We start from the raw sequence: 15,022 nt of genomic DNA, 5'->3' as shown, positions 1-15,022 counted from the left end.
ACTGCGTCCAGAAGATGCGGCGCGCGAATGCGGCCGGATATGCCGACACTAACACCGGCTCGCGGCGGCGCGCAAGCCGGGTGGGGCAGGGTCATTCATGCGGGCGACGGGCCCGCGTGGCAGCCGGACGGTGCCGGCTGCCCGCTGCGATCAGGCCAGGGCCTTGTCGAGCATGCCGGCCAGCTGGGCCTTGCCGACGGCACCGATCTGCTGGGCCTGGACTTCGCCGTCCTTGAACACCAGCAGCATCGGGATCGAGCGCACGTGGTACTTGGCGGCCAGGGCGCGGTTCTGGTCCACGTTGACCTTGGCGATCTTGGCGCGGCCGTTGTAGGCGTCGGCCAGTTCATCCAGCGCCGGGGCGATCATCTTGCAGGGACCACACCATTCGGCCCAGAAATCGACCAGCACCGGTTCCTTGGAATTCAGCACTGCGCTATCAAAGTCGGCGTCGCCGACATGTACAACCTTGTCGCTCATCTTGGTTTCTCGTCTGGTAATGCACCCGGCAGGGCCGGAGGAAGTTGAATTTGGGCAACGCCAACCGGGCGTCACCCTCGTCTGGTGCCTCGTGGCCGCGGGCGGCCAGCGGTGCGTTCGGCGGATGCCTGGACGCTCACGGGGCGCAGTGTACCGCTATCGCCGTGACCGGACAGACGCTGGTTGGAAAGAAGCGTCCCGTGATCGCCCACCTGCGTTATCGCGACGATCCCGGTTGATATGCGGGGGCCAGCACGACGGTTCCAGCCCCGCCCGCCGCGCCGTTCAACCGGCGGCAGGGCGGGTGAATACGAGGTGCAGAGCGCACGCCAGCCGTGCCAACGCGCTGTAATGGCGCGCTGGACGGGCATTCTCACGGGGTCTAGCGACGGGGGATCCCGGTTTGCCGCCGACATTGCGCTAAACTGGGGCATTGCGCGGCGCCCTGGACCCGAGTCCGGCCCCGCCAATCCCGGCGCAGGGGCCGTTTGCGACGGTGCCCCCCAAGATGATGCAAGCCACCCGCACCTCTGCCGGCTGGCCTTACCAAGACGGACTCATGAGCGACAAACCGCTGACCGATTTGACCTTCTCCTCCTTCGAGCTGCATCCGGCCCTGCAGGCCGGCCTTGAAGGAGCCGGATTCACCCGTTGCACGCCCATCCAGGCGCTGACCCTGCCGGTCGCGCTGCCCGGCGGCGACGTCGCCGGCCAGGCCCAGACCGGCACCGGCAAGACCCTGGCCTTCCTGGTCGCCGTGGTGAACCGCCTGCTGACCCGCCCGGCGCTGGCCGACCGCAAGCCGGAAGACCCGCGCGCGCTGATCCTGGCCCCGACCCGCGAACTGGCGATCCAGATCCACAAGGATGCTGTGAAGTTCGGCTCCGACCTCGGCCTGCGCTTTGCGCTGGTCTACGGCGGTGTGGATTACGACAAGCAGCGCGAAATCCTGCAGCAGGGCGTGGACGTGATCATCGCCACCCCCGGCCGCCTGATCGACTACGTCAAGCAGCACAAGGTGGTTTCGCTGCACGCCTGCGAGATCTGCGTGCTCGACGAAGCCGACCGCATGTTCGACCTGGGCTTCATCAAGGACATCCGCTTCCTGCTGCGCCGCATGCCCGAGCGCAGCACGCGCCAGACGCTGCTGTTCAGCGCCACGCTCAGCCATCGCGTGCTGGAGCTGGCCTATGAGCACATGAACGAGCCGCAGAAGCTGGTGGTGGAGAGCGAATCGATCACCGCCGCCCGCGTGCGCCAGCGCATCTATTTCCCGGCCGACGAAGAAAAGATCCCGCTGCTGCTGGGCCTGCTCTCGCGCAGCGAAGGTGCCCGCACCATGGTGTTCGTCAACACCAAGGTGTTCGTCGAGCGCGTGGCGCGTTCGCTGGAAAAGGCCGGCTACCGCGTCGGCGTGCTGTCCGGCGATGTGCCGCAGAAGAAGCGTGAGAGCCTGCTCAACCGCTTCCAGAAGGGCCAGCTGGAAATCCTGGTGGCCACCGATGTCGCCGCCCGCGGCCTGCACATCGACGGCATCAAGTACGTCTACAACTACGATCTGCCGTTCGATGCGGAAGACTACGTGCACCGTATCGGCCGTACCGCGCGCCTGGGCGAAGAAGGCGATGCGATCAGCTTCGCCTGCGAGCGCTACGCGATGGGCCTGCCGGATATCGAGGCCTACATCGAGCAGAAGATCCCGGTCGAGCCGGTCACCAGCGAAATCCTGACCCCGATCCCGCGCGCGCCGCGTGCACCGTCGCCGGAAGGCGAGGGTGATGCCGAGGGCGACGAGAACGAAAGCGTCGGCCAGATCTTCCGCGAAGCACGCGAAGCGCGTGCCGCCGAAGAGCAGCGTCGTGGCGGTGGCAGCAGCCGTGGCGGCAAGCCGGCCGGTGGCCGTGGCGAGCGCCGCGCACCGGGCGAGCGCAGTGCCGATGGCAAGCCGCGTCGCGAGCGCAAGCCGCGCGTGGAAGGCGAGCAGCCGGTCGCTGCCGTCGAGGCCGAGGTCAAGCCGCAGCTGGCCCCGACCGCCGCGCCGTCTGCCGATGGCAGCCCGGCGGTGGAAGGTGAGCGCGCGCCGCGCAAGCGTCGTCGTCGTCGCCACGGCCGTCCGGTCGAAGGTGCCGAGGGCGCGGCAGCCACCGGCCCGGTGACCCCGGTGCAGGTGACCGCCAAGCCGATGCGCGGCACGCCCGCCGCCGATCCGAGCGGGTCCTTCCTGACCCGCCTGGGCCGCAAGATCCGCCGGATGCTGTCCGGCAGCTGATCGGCATTGCCGATCAACGGGTAGCACCCGCCCGTTGGTCGGGTGCTCAACCCCACCTCCACGCCGCCACCCTCGTCCTGCATAATCAGGGAATGAGCGTCCTGCGTTTTGACAATGTCAGCAAACAATATGCCGGCGGCCACCAGGCACTGGTGGACGTCAGCTTCGATGTCGCCCCCGGGGAAATGCTGTTCGTCACCGGCCATTCCGGTGCGGGCAAGAGCACCCTGCTCAAGTTGATCCATCTCGACGAGCGGCCCAGCCGCGGCGCGGTGATCTTCAATGAGCGCAACCTGCTGAAGGTGCGCGGCGGGAGTATCCCGCGGCATCGGCGCGAGGTCGGTGCGGTGTACCAGGACCACCGGCTGCTGATGGACCGCAGCATCGCCGAGAACGTCGCCCTGCCGTTGATCCTGCGCGGCACCCGCCGCAACGAGATCGGCAAGCGCGTGCGCTCGGTGCTCGAACGCATGGGCCTGGGCCATCGCGAGAAAGCCCTGCCTTCGCAGCTGTCGGCCGGTGAGCAGCAGCGCGTGGGCATTGCCCGTGCGATTGTCGGCGAGCCCACGCTGCTGGTCGCCGATGAGCCGACCGGCAATCTCGACCCGACGTTGGCAGCGGAAATCATGGCGTTGTTCGCCGAGCTGCCCGACCGCGGCACCAGCGTGCTGGTGGTCAGCCACGATCTCGCGCTGCTGCGGCGCATGCGCAAACGCGTGCTGATCCTGGACCACGGCCGTCTGGTCGATGACATCTCGCCGCAGGACCTGGCCGAATGAATACCCCGGTGACCAAAGAGACCGCCGCGCCATCGCGCCTGGGCGTGTGGCTGCATCACCACGGCCACAGCGTGGTCTTCAGCCTCGGCCGTGCATGGCGCAAGCCATGGGCGACCCTGCTCACGGTGATGGTGATGGCGCTCGCGCTGGCCCTGCCGCTGGGCCTGTCGATCGCGCTGGACAACCTCAAGCACTTCGCCGGCAGCGTGCAGCAGTCGCGCGACATCAACCTGTTCCTCAAGACCGATGCCGGTCCCGATGCGGCCCGCCAGGTCGCCGAGACCCTGCGCGGCCGCGCCGATGTGGCCAACGTCACCGTGCAGACCCCGGAGCAGGGCCTGGCCGAGCTGCGCGAAAGCGCCGGGCTGGGTGAAGCGATCGATGCACTGCATGACAATCCGCTGCCGACCCTGCTGATCGTGACCCCGGGCGAGGGCGCCGATGACGCCCGCCTGGCGCAGTCGCTGGAAGGCCTCCCGCAGGCCGATCTGGTCCAGCACGATGCGCTGTGGCGCAAGCGCCTGGATGGCTGGCTGGGCTTTGGTACGCGCCTGGTGCAGGTGCTGTCGGTCCTGCTCGGCCTCGGCGCCGCACTGGTGGTCGGTAATACCGTGCGCCTGGACATCCAGGCCCGCCGCGATGAGATCGGTGTGCTGCAGCTGCTCGGGGCCAGCGATGGGTTCATCCGCCGCCCGTTCCTGTATCTGGGCGCGTGGTACGGCCTGGGCGCCGGCGCGGTGGCGCTGGCCTTGATCGGCGCGGCCGGGCTGGCGCTGCGCCCGCCGCTGGCCGCGCTCTCGCAGAGTTACGGCAGCCCGTTCGTGCTGCATGGTCTGGATCTGCTGCATTCCTCGTTCGTGGTGCTCGGCACCGTGGTGCTGGGCTGGCTGGGCGCCTGGCTGGTGACGGGGCATTTCCTGCGCCAGACCCGTCCGACCGAAACCTGAGGCCCGCATGCGTCCGCAAGCCCTCAAGCACCTCGCCGACGACGCACCGCGCGTGATGGTCGTCGACGGTTCCAAGCTGGTCCGCAAGTTGATTGCCGATGTGCTGCAACGCGAACTGCCGGCGGTGGAGGTGGTGGGCTGCGCGAGCATCGCCGAGGCGCGTGCGGCACTCGATGCCGGGCCGGTCAGTCTGGTCACCACCTCGCTCACGCTGAGCGATGGCGACGGGCTGGACCTGGCGCGCATCGTGCGCGACGCGGCGGGCCAGGCCTACGTGCCGGTCATCGTGGTCTCCGGCGACGCGCAGCAGCATCTGGAGCAGCGCCGCTTCACCGAGTACGTCACCGATTATTTCGACAAGGCGCTCGGTCACGAAGCGCTGGCCACCTTCATCCGTGGCTATGTGCAGCCAGAGACCATTCCGGGCGCGACGATCCTGTATGTCGAAGACAGCCGCGTGGTGGCCGAGGCGACCAAGCGCATGCTCGAACGGCAGGGCTTGAACGTACTGCACGTGCTGACGGCCGAAGATGCGTTCGCGCTGCTCACCGCCGAGTCGCTCGGCCGCAGCAGTCACCGCATTGATCTGGTGCTCACCGATGTCACGCTCAAGGGCGAGCTCAGTGGCCGTGATGTGGTGCAGCGCGTGCGCGTGGACTTCGGCTATGGCAAGCGCCGCCTGCCAGTGCTGGTCATGACCGGCGACGGCAACCCGCACAACCAGTCCGGCCTGCTCCAGGCCGGTGCCAACGATCTGGTGCAGAAGCCGATCGAAGAGCGCCTGCTCATCACCAAGGTGTTGTTCCAGCTGCGCCTGTCCCGCCTCAACGAAAAGCCTGTAGTGCGATGAATGACGATGTAGTGCCCAGCATCCAGCTCGAACCGAGCTGGAAGACGCGTATCGGCGATTACCTGCTGCGCCCGGAGATGCGGGAACTGTCCGCGTTCCTGCGCCAGCGCAAAGCCGCCGGTGCCCAGGTGTTTCCCCCTGGCCCGCAGATCTTCGCCGCGTTCGACGCCACGCCCTTCGATCAGGTCAAGGTGGTCATTCTTGGCCAGGATCCGTATCACGGGTATGGCCAGGCCCATGGCCTGAGTTTCTCGGTCATGCCGGGCGTACCGGTGCCGCCATCGCTGCTGAACATCTACAAAGAGATCGAGGCCGATCTGGGCATCCCGCGCCCGGACCATGGCTGCCTGTTGCCGTGGGCGCACCGCGGGGTGCTGCTGCTCAATGCGGTGCTGACCGTGGAAGCGGGCAACGCCGGCTCGCATCAACGGCGCGGCTGGGAGGGCTTCACCGATCACGTAGTGGATACCCTCAACCGCGAGCGCGAAGGCCTGGTGTTCCTCCTGTGGGGCAGCTACGCCCAGCAGAAAGGCAAGGTCATCGATACCGGCCGGCACCGCGTGCTCAAGGCACCGCATCCTTCGCCGCTGTCGGCGCATCGCGGCTTCCTCGGCTGCCGCCATTTTTCGATGGCCAACGAGTACCTGCAGCGCCGTGGCCACGACCGCATCGACTGGTCGCTGCCGCCGCGTGCCGCGCTGGAGCCGGCGGCGTAACCACTGGCGGTCGTCATCTAGACGGCCAGCATCTCGATGATGGATTGCGCCACCTGCCGCTTGCGGGTTGAACATGGCGGGGTATTGCCAGGCGTCGGTGAGTTCGGGCTGCCACGCATGGCGTGGCACTACCGGGGATGGCGGTGTTGGCGGTCGGCTTCGGTGGGGGCATGGGGGTAGAGCCAGGCCATGCCTGGCTGAACTGCCGACAACCTTTCCGGGATGAATGGGCGCTTCTGGCGGGCTGTTCAGGCAAAAAACACGTGATATCACCCAATTCATCACCCTATCCTATTGATTTCATGGGGATTTATGCCTCGTTCTCAGGCCCTCGCCACTGTCATCATTTCGCGGTACGTTAGACGGGCAATCTGTACCAGCATCCCATGAACAGAACGCTGGAACTTCTTTCCCCTTTAGCAGTCCAATTCCGGGACTGCTAAGATGAGTGCTATGAGCCAGAACACCTCTACTGCCCTTGTGGCAAACAATCTCCCGATTCCCAGTGCGCTCGGTTCGCTGGACGCCTACATCGGTGCCGTGCACCAGATCCCGGTGCTGTCGGTCGATGACGAGCAGGATCTGGCCCGCCGCTTCCGCGACGAGCTGGACCTGGACGCCGCGCGCGAGCTGGTCCATTCCCACCTGCGCTTCGTGGTGCACGTCGCCCGCGGCTACAACGGCTACGGCCTGGCGCTCGGCGACCTGATCCAGGAAGGCAACATCGGCCTGATGAAGGCGGTGAAGCGTTTCGACCCGGACATGGGCGTTCGTCTGGTGTCGTTCGCGGTGCATTGGATCCGTGCGGAAATGCACGAGTTCATCCTCAAGAACTGGCGCATCGTCAAGGTCGCCACGACCAAGGCGCAGCGCAAGCTGTTCTTCAACCTGCGCAAGTCCAAGACCCGTCTGGGCTGGATGAACGCGGCCGAAGTCAGCGCGGTGGCCAAGGACCTGAACGTGTCCGAGCGCGAAGTGCTCGAGATGGAGTCGCGCCTGTCCGGTCGCGATATCGGTTTCGATCTCTCCAGCGATGACGATGACGATCATGCACCGCCGTCGCCGGCTGCCTATCTGCGGGCCAACGAAGAAGATCCTTCGATGGCGTATGAGCGGATGGACAGCGAAGACAATCAACTGCAGCTGCTGCGCGAAGGCATGGCCGAGCTGGATGCGCGTTCGCGCGACATCATCCGCCGTCGCTGGCTGGACGCGGACAGCAAGGTGACGCTGCAGGAGCTGGCCGATGAGTACGGCGTGTCGGCCGAGCGCATCCGCCAGGTCGAGGCGAATGCCCTGAAGAAGATGAAGGCGCTGTTTACTGCGTGATGCAGTGAGTTGCGTGATCACACGAAAAGGCCCGGCTTGATGCCGGGCCTTTTTGCTTTCTGGCGCTCAGGGCAGTATTTCGATCAGTCGTGGCCCTGACCGTGCCAGGTCAGCCCCGCTCGCGCGCGATCGCCCGCCAGCCGATATCACCGCGGTGGAACTCATGGGCCCAGTGGATCGCACCGACGCCGGCGTAGGCGTTGCGCTGTGCCTCGCCCACCGTGCCGCCCAACGCAGCGACGCACAGCACGCGGCCGCCGGCGCTGAGCACCTGGCCCTGCGCGTCCAGCGTGGTGCCGGCATGGAACACCTTGGCCGTCGCGGCGACCGCTTCCAGGCCGTGGATCACATCGCCGGTGATTGGGGTTTCCGGATACGGCGAGGCGGCCATCACCACGCCGAGGGACGGGCGCGGATCCCACTGCGCCTCCACGGTGTCCAGGCGCTCATCGATCGCCGCTTCGACCAGATCCACCAGGTCCGACTGCAGGCGCAGCATCACCGGCTGGGTTTCCGGGTCGCCAAAGCGCACGTTGAACTCGATCACCTTCGGCGCGCCGCTGGCATCGATCATCAGGCCCGCATAGAGGAAGCCGGTGAACGGAATGCCGTCGGCGATCATGCCCTGCACGGTCGGGTTGACCACCTCGCGCATCACGCGCGCATGCACTTCGTCGGTCACCACCGGGGCCGGCGAGTACGCGCCCATGCCGCCGGTGTTCGGCCCGGTGTCACCGTCGCCGCCGCGCTTGTGGTCCTGCGAGGTCGCCATCGGCAGTGCCGTCTTACCGTCCACCATCGAGATGAAGCTGGCTTCTTCGCCGTCCAGGAATTCTTCGATCACCACGCGTGCGCCAGCATCGCCGAACGCATTGCCGGAGAGCATGTCGCGCACCGCGTCCTCGGCCTCGGCCAAGGTCATCGCCACGATCACGCCCTTGCCGGCGGCCAGACCATCGGCCTTGACCACGATCGGTGCGCCTTTCTCACGCAGGTAGGCCAGCGCCGGTTCGATGTCGGTATGCACGGCATAGAACGCGGTCGGGATCTTGTGGCGGGCCAGGAAGTCCTTCGCGTATGCCTTGCTGCCTTCCAACTGCGCGGCGGCGGCGGTGGGCCCGAAGATGCGGTGCCCGGCGGCGCGGAAGCGATCGACCACGCCGGCCACCAGCGGCACTTCCGGGCCGACCACGGTCAGGCCGATGCCTTCGGTGCCGACCAGTGCCAGCAGGCCGTCCAGATCGGTGACCTTGACGTCCACGTTGCGGCACTTGGGCTCGGTGGCGGTGCCTGCATTGCCGGGGGCGACGATGACCTCACGGACCTTCGCGGACTGGGCCAGCTTCCAGGCCAGGGCGTGTTCGCGGCCGCCAGCGCCGATGACCAGGATCTTCAATGCAGTTCTCGCGTAAGAGGGCAGGAACGTGATTTTACGCGGTGCGGGCGGCGGGTGCATTCGGGCGGTCGGTTGCCGTGGCAACCCACGGCCTCAGCTGTCGGCGCAGCCGTCGCGCTGGAGGTCGTCCGGCACCGGATACGCGCGCTGCCGGGCATCGAAGATGAGGTGGTAGAACTCGGTCGCCGGGCCCGTGCAGTCGTGGCCGCTGGCACGCACCGTCAGCGGCCAGTAGCCATCCACGGCGTTGCTGTCGCCCACCGTCGTGCTGAAGTCGACCGAGAACACGCCCTCGCCGCAGTCGGCCGGATTGCCGTCACAGCCGTGCAGGGCAAGATTGTCGAGGTGGTCGCGGTACTGGGCGACATCGCGCAGGCGATCATTGTGGAGGGCGACGTAACTGCGCCAGATGCGCCGGTGGCCCCGCCGGTGTTCCTCATGGGTGATCTGGAACGCCCGGCGCTGCGGGCCTAACTGCGCCATCTGGACCTCGCCGGGTGACCCGTGGCGCCCGTACTGCCCCTGCAGGCGCTGGGCCATGACCAGCAGCGGATCATCGGCGAGCAGCTGAGCGAAGAAGCCGCCCCGGTTGGCTTCTTCGTCGTCCGTACCCACGCGCAGCACATACAGATCGACCCGGCCCGGCTCGACCGTCGCTGCGTCGTCCAGGGTCTGGCACACCGCCAGCAGGGTCTGCTCATGACCGTCGGCAGTGACCGTGTCACGCGCGCACACGCGGCGGGTGACCGGGCGCAGCGCCTCGACCTCGGTGTCTTCCCAGTCGTCCTTCCACGGCGCATCCAGGACGGCCTTGTTGCCATAGCGCAGGCGAAGGAAGCCCTGCAGCCGCTGGGTGTGATCCCCCCTGACGCGGAACGTGTCTTCCGCCTGCGCCGTGGTGTCGAGCACACGGTGCGGTTTGGCGGGTTCGGAGGACACAGGTGTACGGTCGCAGCCGGCCAGCAGCGCGAGCGCCACCCCTGCAAGTACCCACGAACGCATCATTCGCACCCTTCGCGCTGAAGCGCCTCGGGGAACGCATACGTCCACGTTTTCGGGTCCAGGGTGAAGCGATGTTCGCGCCGCACCGGCTGCCCGCCACACCCCAGGCCGGTCTCTTCGATCACCAGCGGCCACTGCCGTGCCGCCGGATCACGGCTGTCGAAGCGCAGCGTGAAATCGAGGTTGAACAGCCGCGACTGGCAATCGGGTTCGGCATCGGCATCGTCGCAGTCATAAGCACCGCTGTTGTCGATATGGCTGCGCACACCACCGGCCTCCACCAGCCCATTCGGACCAGGCAGCACCAGCGTCTGCGAGATCAGCGAATAGCCCTGGCCGAACCAGCCGTGCTCGATGCGGAAACCGTAGAAGTCGCTGCCGGCGCGGAGAATCTGCACCGTGCCGGGTTCACCCTGGCTGCCGAAGTTCTGCCCGGTCAGCTCGGCGGCCACGGTAAAGCGGTCCGCCTCGGGGCGCAGTACGAAAAAGTCGATCGCGCCCGGGTCCGGGTGGGCATTCTCGAGGGGGGAGCCGCAGACAGCCAACAGCTGCTGCCAGCTGTCGCCGGTCACCACCGGTTGCTCGGCACACACATGCCAGTCGGTCAGGCGGGTGTCGCCGTCCTGGCTCCAGCTGCCACGCCATGTTCCCGAGAGCTTGGCGGCCTTGCCATAGCGCTCGGTCAGAAAGCCCTGCAGACGCGCGGTACGGCTGACGTTGGCGAGCGGGGCGGCCTTCGCCGCGGCCGCATCCGGTGCTGCCTGCGGCGGTACCGGTGCATTGGTGGGTGTGCAGCCCAGCACCCCTGCAGCAGTGGCGATCACCACCGCTGCAAGGCGGTGGCGATGCGGTGGAGACATCCGTGTCGGTCCAGGCATCAGTGGCGGAAGTGACGCACGCCGGTGAAGACCATCGCCAGGCCATGTTCGTCGGCCGCGGCGATCACTTCGTTGTCGCGCATCGAGCCACCCGGCTGGATCACCGCCTTGATGCCGGCCGCAGCAGCCGCATCGATGCCGTCGCGGAACGGGAAGAACGCATCGGAGGCCATCACCGAGCCGTCCACCACCAGGTTCGCATCGGCGGCCTTGATGCCCGCGATGCGCGCCGAGTAGACGCGGCTCATCTGGCCGGCGCCGACACCGATGGTGCGATTGTCCTTGGCGTAGACGATGGCGTTGGATTTGACGAACTTGGCGACTTTCCACGCGAACAGCAGATCGGCGAACTGCTTGTCGGTCGGCGCCAGCTTGCTCACCACGGTCAGTTCGTCGCGGCTCATGCCGCGGTTGTCGGCGCTCTGCATCAGCAGGCCCGAGCCGATCCGCTTGGTGTCGTAGTTGTTGCGGCCCTGCCCGTGCGGAATGCGCAGCACGCGCACATTGGCCTTCTTGGTCGCGTATTCCAGCGCCGCCGGCGCGTAGTCCGGGGCGATCAGCACTTCAACGAACTGACGGTCCAGGATCACCTGCGTGGTGGCCAGGTCCAGCGGCTGGTTGAAGGCGATGATGCCGCCGAAGGCGCTGGTCGGGTCGGTCGCGTAGGCCAGCTCGTAGGCATCGCCGTTGCCGGCACCCACGGCCACGCCGCACGGGTTGGCGTGCTTGACGATCACGCAGGCCGGCACGTCGAACTGACGCACGCATTCCCACGCCGCATCGGCGTCGGCCAGGTTGTTGTAGCTCAGTTCCTTGCCCTGCAGCTGCTGGAACGTGGCCAGCGTGCCCGGCACCGGGTACAGGTCGCGGTAGAACGCGCCGCTCTGGTGCGGGTTCTCGCCGTAGCGCAGATCCATCACCTTCACGAAGTTCGAATTCATCTGCGCCGGGAACTCCGCACGCACCGGCACGGCAGTGTCGGTGGTGGTCACGGCGGAGAGGTAATTGCTGATCGCCGCGTCGTACTGGGCCACGCGGTTGAACGCGGCCACCGAGAAGGCGAAGCGCTTGGCGGCCGAGAGCTTGCCGTCGTTGGCATCCAGTTCGGCCAGCAGCTCGGCGTACTGCGACGGGTCGGTCGCCACGGCCACGCGGGCAAAGTTCTTCGCCGCCGAGCGCAGCATCGCCGGGCCACCGATGTCGATGTTCTCCACGGCGTCTTCGAGCGTGCAGTCCGCCTTGGCGGTGACCGACTCGAACGGATACAGGTTCAGCACCAGCAGATCGATCGCGCCGATGCCGTGTTCGGCCATCACTGCGTCATCCAGCCCCGCGCGGCCGAGCAGGCCACCGTGCACCATCGGGTGCAGGGTCTTGACCCGACCGTCCATCATTTCCGGGAAGCCGGTGACGTCGGCCACGTCCTTCACTGCCAGGCCGGCCTCGCGGATCGCCTTGGCGGTACCGCCGGTGGAGAGCAGCTCCACGTTGCGCGCCGCCAGGGCGCGGGCCAGGTCGATCAGACCGGTTTTGTCGGAAACGGACAGCAGGGCCCGGCGCACGGGCAGCAGATCGGAACTCATGGGGGCAGGAGATCGAAGCGGAGCGGGGGCATATTGTAGGCCAGTGGCGCTGGCATGGCCCCAGAAACGACGAAGGCCGGTACCGAGCGCTGCTCGATCCGGCCTTCTCCCGCCAGGCACGACGCGCGTGCCCCGCCGCCATCAGGTCGCGATGCCGTATTCCTTCAGCTTCTTGCGCAGGGTGGCGCGGTGGATGCCCAGCATCGCCGCGGCGCGGCTCTGGTTGCCTTCGCAGTGGTTGAGCACTTCCACGAACAGCGGAATCTCCATCTCGCGCAGCACGATCTCGTAGACATCGTCTGCATCGCAGCCATCCAGGTCCCGCAGATAGCGCCTGACCGACTGGGCGACGTGTTCACGCAGGGGTGGCTTGGGCGCGCCACGACTGTTGTCAGGACGAGAAAGGACAGCGTTCAAGGAGTTTCCCGGTGCAAGAGCCGGGGCGGACAACAGCCCACGGCGGAAGGGTGATGGGGCCAGTCTAGCGCGTGCGTCGGCCGCCTGCCACGCTCCGGCGGCGCCGGTGACGCCTCAGAGGAACTCAAAGGTGAATGCGACGGTAGACGCCGCGGGCTCGCGCACGCGGAAGGCGATCTGCGCGCTTTGCCCCGGTTCCAGCGTAGCGGCCGGGTCCGTGGCGCGGTCCAGATAGTCGGCCGGGGCGAACACGTTGGTGCCGATCACACGGCCATCGGCATCGGACAGGGACAGCCGCAGCGACGGCCAAGCCTGGGCCCAGCGTGCATCGTTGCGGATGCTTGCCTGCACCTGCAGCGCGCCGGCTTGGCCCGGAACGGGGCGCACATCGCGGCTGAGCATGCTGAAGGCCGCCGGCTCGCGCCAGGCCGGTAATGAACAGCGCAGCACGCTGCACAGCCCGGCGATCCACGGGCGCGTGCCGGCATCGGCAGCGAGCCTGGCGCGGTCGGCGACGGCGATCTGGACCAGCAGCAGGGCGGCCAGCCCGGCGACCATGCCCCACTGCCAGCGCGGCGTGCGCAGGCGCGCACCGGGCAGGCGCAGGAAGCTCGGTGTGGTGATGGCGTCGGCCGGCGGCAGGGCCGCGGTGGCGCTGCCGCGCGCGACCTCAGTGAGGGCGTCCGCATCCTCCGGCGGCGCCATCGAGGGCGCCGCCGTGTCAGCAGGCGACGTGGCCGCTGACCCAGCGTCGGCCACGGGCGCGCGTTCGGATGGAGGTGGCAGGTCGAGTTCGCACGCCGGTGCCGGGTGCTGCGGCGCGTGCACCGGCTGTGCATCGATCACCTGTTCCACCGCCAGCGGTGCGATGCGATCGTCCACGGGCGACGCCGACAACGCAGACGCCTCGTCGTGGGACACCGAAGGCGGCTCAGCCGGATCGGCCGGCGCCTCCGGCGACGGGCGCAGGAACGTGGCGATCGGGCGTCGCGGCGGCATCGGAGGCTCGGACATGGGCACGGGACCGGGCAGGAGACAGGCTATTCAAGCACGGCGGACGCCGGTGATGCGCATCCAGTCACCGTCCTGCGCCACCGCCAGCTGCTCGAAGGCGGGGGCATAGCGTTCCAGCAGTTCACCTTCCTGCCCGTGCAGGATGCCCGACAGCGCGATGCGGCCGCCCGGGGCGACGCGCGCGGCCAGCACGTCGGCCAGTGCATCCAGCGCCGAGGCAAGGATGTTGGCCACCACGACGGGATACGTCGCCTGCGGTTCGTCGTTCGGCAGATAAACCTGCACACGGTCCTGCAGGCCGTTGCGCTCGGCATTGTCACCGGTGGCGATCACCGCCTGCGGGTCGTTGTCCACGCCGATCGCGCGCGCGGCACCCAGCTTCAGCGCGGCCAGCGCGAGGATGCCTGAGCCGCAGCCGAAATCGAGCACGGTGTTGCCGGCCAGCGCGCCCTCGGTCGCCAGGCCATCCAGCCAGCGCAGGCACAGGGCCGTGGTCGGGTGGGTGCCCGAGCCGAACGCCAGGCCCGGGTCCAGACGGACCACAGCGGCATCTTCGGCCTGAGCGGCCTCTGGAAGTTCATGGTTCCACGGCACGATCCAGGTGCGGTCACCGAAGGCCATCGGCTGGAACTGGTCGATCCAGGCGCGCTCCCAGTCTTCGTCGGCCACGGCGCGGAAGCTGGCATTGGCCCAGTCCAGGCCCGGATCGAAGGCATCCAGCGCGGCCAGCAGGGCCAGCGCATTGGTATCGCCCGGGAACAGCGCGGTCAGCACCAGGTCGTTCCACAACGGGGTCTCGCCCACGCCCGGTTCCAGGATCGCGCGTTCGTTGCTGGTGTCGGCATCGGCATCGAGCAGGGTCACCGCCAGCGCGCCCACGTCGTCCAGCGCATTCTCATAGCGCGGCTGGGTGGCTTCGGTGCAGTGCAGGGTGAGTTCCAGGAAGGGCATGGGGGCAGGGACCGGCGGAAAACCGTGCATGTTAGACCAGTGGGGCCCGCTGGTCCTGGCGGTACCGTGGGGAGGTCGTCTCGCCGGCCGGTAAGATCGGCCCGACAACCGGTTCAGACAGCGTTGCGGCTGCTTGCTAAACTTGGATTTCTGCTGTCTATCACTGACAGCCTGTGACGTCCTGCCCATGGCGCTCGTGCCCACCCTCAAAACCTGGTTGCTGGTCGTGCCAGCCCTGGCGTTGCTCGGGGTGGTGGGCTACCGCGCGGGCGATCGGGTGCTGCATGCCGAGCACGTGGCCTCGCAGGGCGATGAACCGGCGGCGGCCAGCGCGCCGAGTGCGGTCCCGGCCGAAGCGCGGCAGCTTGCCCGGCGCCTGCTGGGCAGCGAGCGCGGCACGGCCGTGGGGGG

At 67.7% G+C, this 15,022-nt stretch carries 14 protein-coding genes and 1 pseudogene; 7 read left to right on the top strand and 8 right to left on the bottom strand.

The annotated features are described in order from the left end of the window. Positions 1-150: 150 nt before the first annotated feature. Positions 151-480: a thioredoxin TrxA gene (gene trxA / locus ACE026_RS10285; RefSeq protein ID WP_019183509.1), complete on the bottom strand. Its 330-nt coding sequence runs from the start codon at positions 478-480 to the stop codon at positions 151-153. Between the two features lie 559 nt (positions 481-1,039). Between trxA and rhlB the strand changes: the two genes are divergently transcribed. The 6 genes from rhlB to rpoH all read left to right on the top strand — a co-directional run bounded on the left by rhlB (position 1,040) and on the right by rpoH (position 7,370). Then, the gene (gene rhlB / locus ACE026_RS10280; RefSeq protein ID WP_486038921.1) at positions 1,040-2,749 is read left to right on the top strand and encodes an ATP-dependent RNA helicase RhlB; all 1,710 of its coding nucleotides are present in this window, start codon (positions 1,040-1,042) and stop codon (positions 2,747-2,749) included. 92 nt (positions 2,750-2,841) lie between these two features. Then, entirely contained in the window at positions 2,842-3,528 is a 687-nt protein-coding gene (ftsE, locus tag ACE026_RS10275) for a cell division ATP-binding protein FtsE (protein WP_121040406.1), read from the top strand. Beyond that, a complete protein-coding gene (ftsX, locus tag ACE026_RS10270) occupies positions 3,525-4,475 on the top strand; it encodes a permease-like cell division protein FtsX (protein ID WP_486038920.1) in 951 nt (316 codons plus the stop codon). Before ftsE ends, ftsX begins: the two co-directional genes overlap by 4 nt. A gap of 7 nt (positions 4,476-4,482) precedes the next feature. Beyond that, complete coding sequence (locus ACE026_RS10265) at positions 4,483-5,325, top strand: response regulator (protein ID WP_486038919.1); 843 nt, start codon at positions 4,483-4,485, stop codon at positions 5,323-5,325. Further along, the gene (ung, locus tag ACE026_RS10260) at positions 5,322-6,041 is read left to right on the top strand and encodes a uracil-DNA glycosylase (RefSeq protein WP_486038918.1); all 720 of its coding nucleotides are present in this window, start codon (positions 5,322-5,324) and stop codon (positions 6,039-6,041) included. Before ACE026_RS10265 ends, ung begins: the two co-directional genes overlap by 4 nt. A 453-nt stretch (positions 6,042-6,494) precedes the next feature. After that, the gene (gene rpoH / locus ACE026_RS10255) at positions 6,495-7,370 is read left to right on the top strand and encodes an RNA polymerase sigma factor RpoH (protein WP_019183519.1); all 876 of its coding nucleotides are present in this window, start codon (positions 6,495-6,497) and stop codon (positions 7,368-7,370) included. A gap of 109 nt (positions 7,371-7,479) precedes the next feature. Here the strand turns inward: rpoH and purD are convergent, their stop codons facing one another. From purD to prmA, 7 genes are all read right to left on the bottom strand, one after another. After that, entirely contained in the window at positions 7,480-8,766 is a 1,287-nt protein-coding gene (gene purD, locus ACE026_RS10250) for a phosphoribosylamine--glycine ligase (protein ID WP_486038917.1), read from the bottom strand. Between the two features lie 93 nt (positions 8,767-8,859). Further along, positions 8,860-9,768: a hypothetical protein gene (locus ACE026_RS10245; protein ID WP_486038916.1), complete on the bottom strand. Its 909-nt coding sequence runs from the start codon at positions 9,766-9,768 to the stop codon at positions 8,860-8,862. Next, positions 9,768-10,628: a hypothetical protein gene (locus ACE026_RS10240; RefSeq protein ID WP_486038915.1), complete on the bottom strand. Its 861-nt coding sequence runs from the start codon at positions 10,626-10,628 to the stop codon at positions 9,768-9,770. The genes ACE026_RS10245 and ACE026_RS10240 overlap by 1 nt, the downstream gene beginning before the upstream one ends. A gap of 17 nt (positions 10,629-10,645) precedes the next feature. Continuing rightward, a complete protein-coding gene (purH, locus tag ACE026_RS10235) occupies positions 10,646-12,229 on the bottom strand; it encodes a bifunctional phosphoribosylaminoimidazolecarboxamide formyltransferase/IMP cyclohydrolase (protein WP_486038914.1) in 1,584 nt (527 codons plus the stop codon). A gap of 141 nt (positions 12,230-12,370) precedes the next feature. Next, positions 12,371-12,646 (bottom strand): DNA-binding transcriptional regulator Fis, encoded by a 276-nt coding sequence (gene fis / locus ACE026_RS10230; RefSeq protein ID WP_038685853.1) that lies wholly within the window; start codon positions 12,644-12,646, stop codon positions 12,371-12,373. Between the two features lie 114 nt (positions 12,647-12,760). Continuing rightward, a complete protein-coding gene (locus ACE026_RS10225) occupies positions 12,761-13,660 on the bottom strand; it encodes a DUF3426 domain-containing protein (protein ID WP_486038913.1) in 900 nt (299 codons plus the stop codon). Between the two features lie 30 nt (positions 13,661-13,690). After that, complete coding sequence (gene prmA / locus ACE026_RS10220; RefSeq protein ID WP_486038912.1) at positions 13,691-14,611, bottom strand: 50S ribosomal protein L11 methyltransferase; 921 nt, start codon at positions 14,609-14,611, stop codon at positions 13,691-13,693. 187 nt (positions 14,612-14,798) lie between these two features. Here prmA and ACE026_RS10215 point away from each other — a divergent pair. Continuing rightward, positions 14,799-15,022 (top strand): annotated as a pseudogene (locus ACE026_RS10215) (hypothetical protein); the annotation flags it as partial.

The sequence above is a fragment of the Stenotrophomonas sp. AGC87 genome, from assembly GCF_057333975.1.
The sequence above is the reverse complement of the archived record's forward strand: the minus strand, read 5'-3'. Positions and strand labels throughout refer to the sequence as shown.

Coding starts and splice junctions, on each gene's coding strand:
- prmA (WP_486038912.1), bottom strand. CDS start 14,611: ATGCCCTTCCTGGAACTCACCCTGCACTGCACCGAAGCCACCCAGCCG.
- ftsX (WP_486038920.1), top strand. CDS start 3,525: ATGAATACCCCGGTGACCAAAGAGACCGCCGCGCCATCGCGCCTGGGC.
- purH (WP_486038914.1), bottom strand. CDS start 12,229: ATGAGTTCCGATCTGCTGCCCGTGCGCCGGGCCCTGCTGTCCGTTTCC.
- ACE026_RS10240 (WP_486038915.1), bottom strand. CDS start 10,628: ATGTCTCCACCGCATCGCCACCGCCTTGCAGCGGTGGTGATCGCCACT.
- trxA (WP_019183509.1), bottom strand. CDS start 480: ATGAGCGACAAGGTTGTACATGTCGGCGACGCCGACTTTGATAGCGCA.
- ACE026_RS10245 (WP_486038916.1), bottom strand. CDS start 9,768: ATGCGTTCGTGGGTACTTGCAGGGGTGGCGCTCGCGCTGCTGGCCGGC.
- ACE026_RS10265 (WP_486038919.1), top strand. CDS start 4,483: ATGCGTCCGCAAGCCCTCAAGCACCTCGCCGACGACGCACCGCGCGTG.
- ftsE (WP_121040406.1), top strand. CDS start 2,842: ATGAGCGTCCTGCGTTTTGACAATGTCAGCAAACAATATGCCGGCGGC.
- rpoH (WP_019183519.1), top strand. CDS start 6,495: ATGAGCCAGAACACCTCTACTGCCCTTGTGGCAAACAATCTCCCGATT.
- ACE026_RS10225 (WP_486038913.1), bottom strand. CDS start 13,660: ATGTCCGAGCCTCCGATGCCGCCGCGACGCCCGATCGCCACGTTCCTG.
- rhlB (WP_486038921.1), top strand. CDS start 1,040: ATGAGCGACAAACCGCTGACCGATTTGACCTTCTCCTCCTTCGAGCTG.
- ung (WP_486038918.1), top strand. CDS start 5,322: ATGAATGACGATGTAGTGCCCAGCATCCAGCTCGAACCGAGCTGGAAG.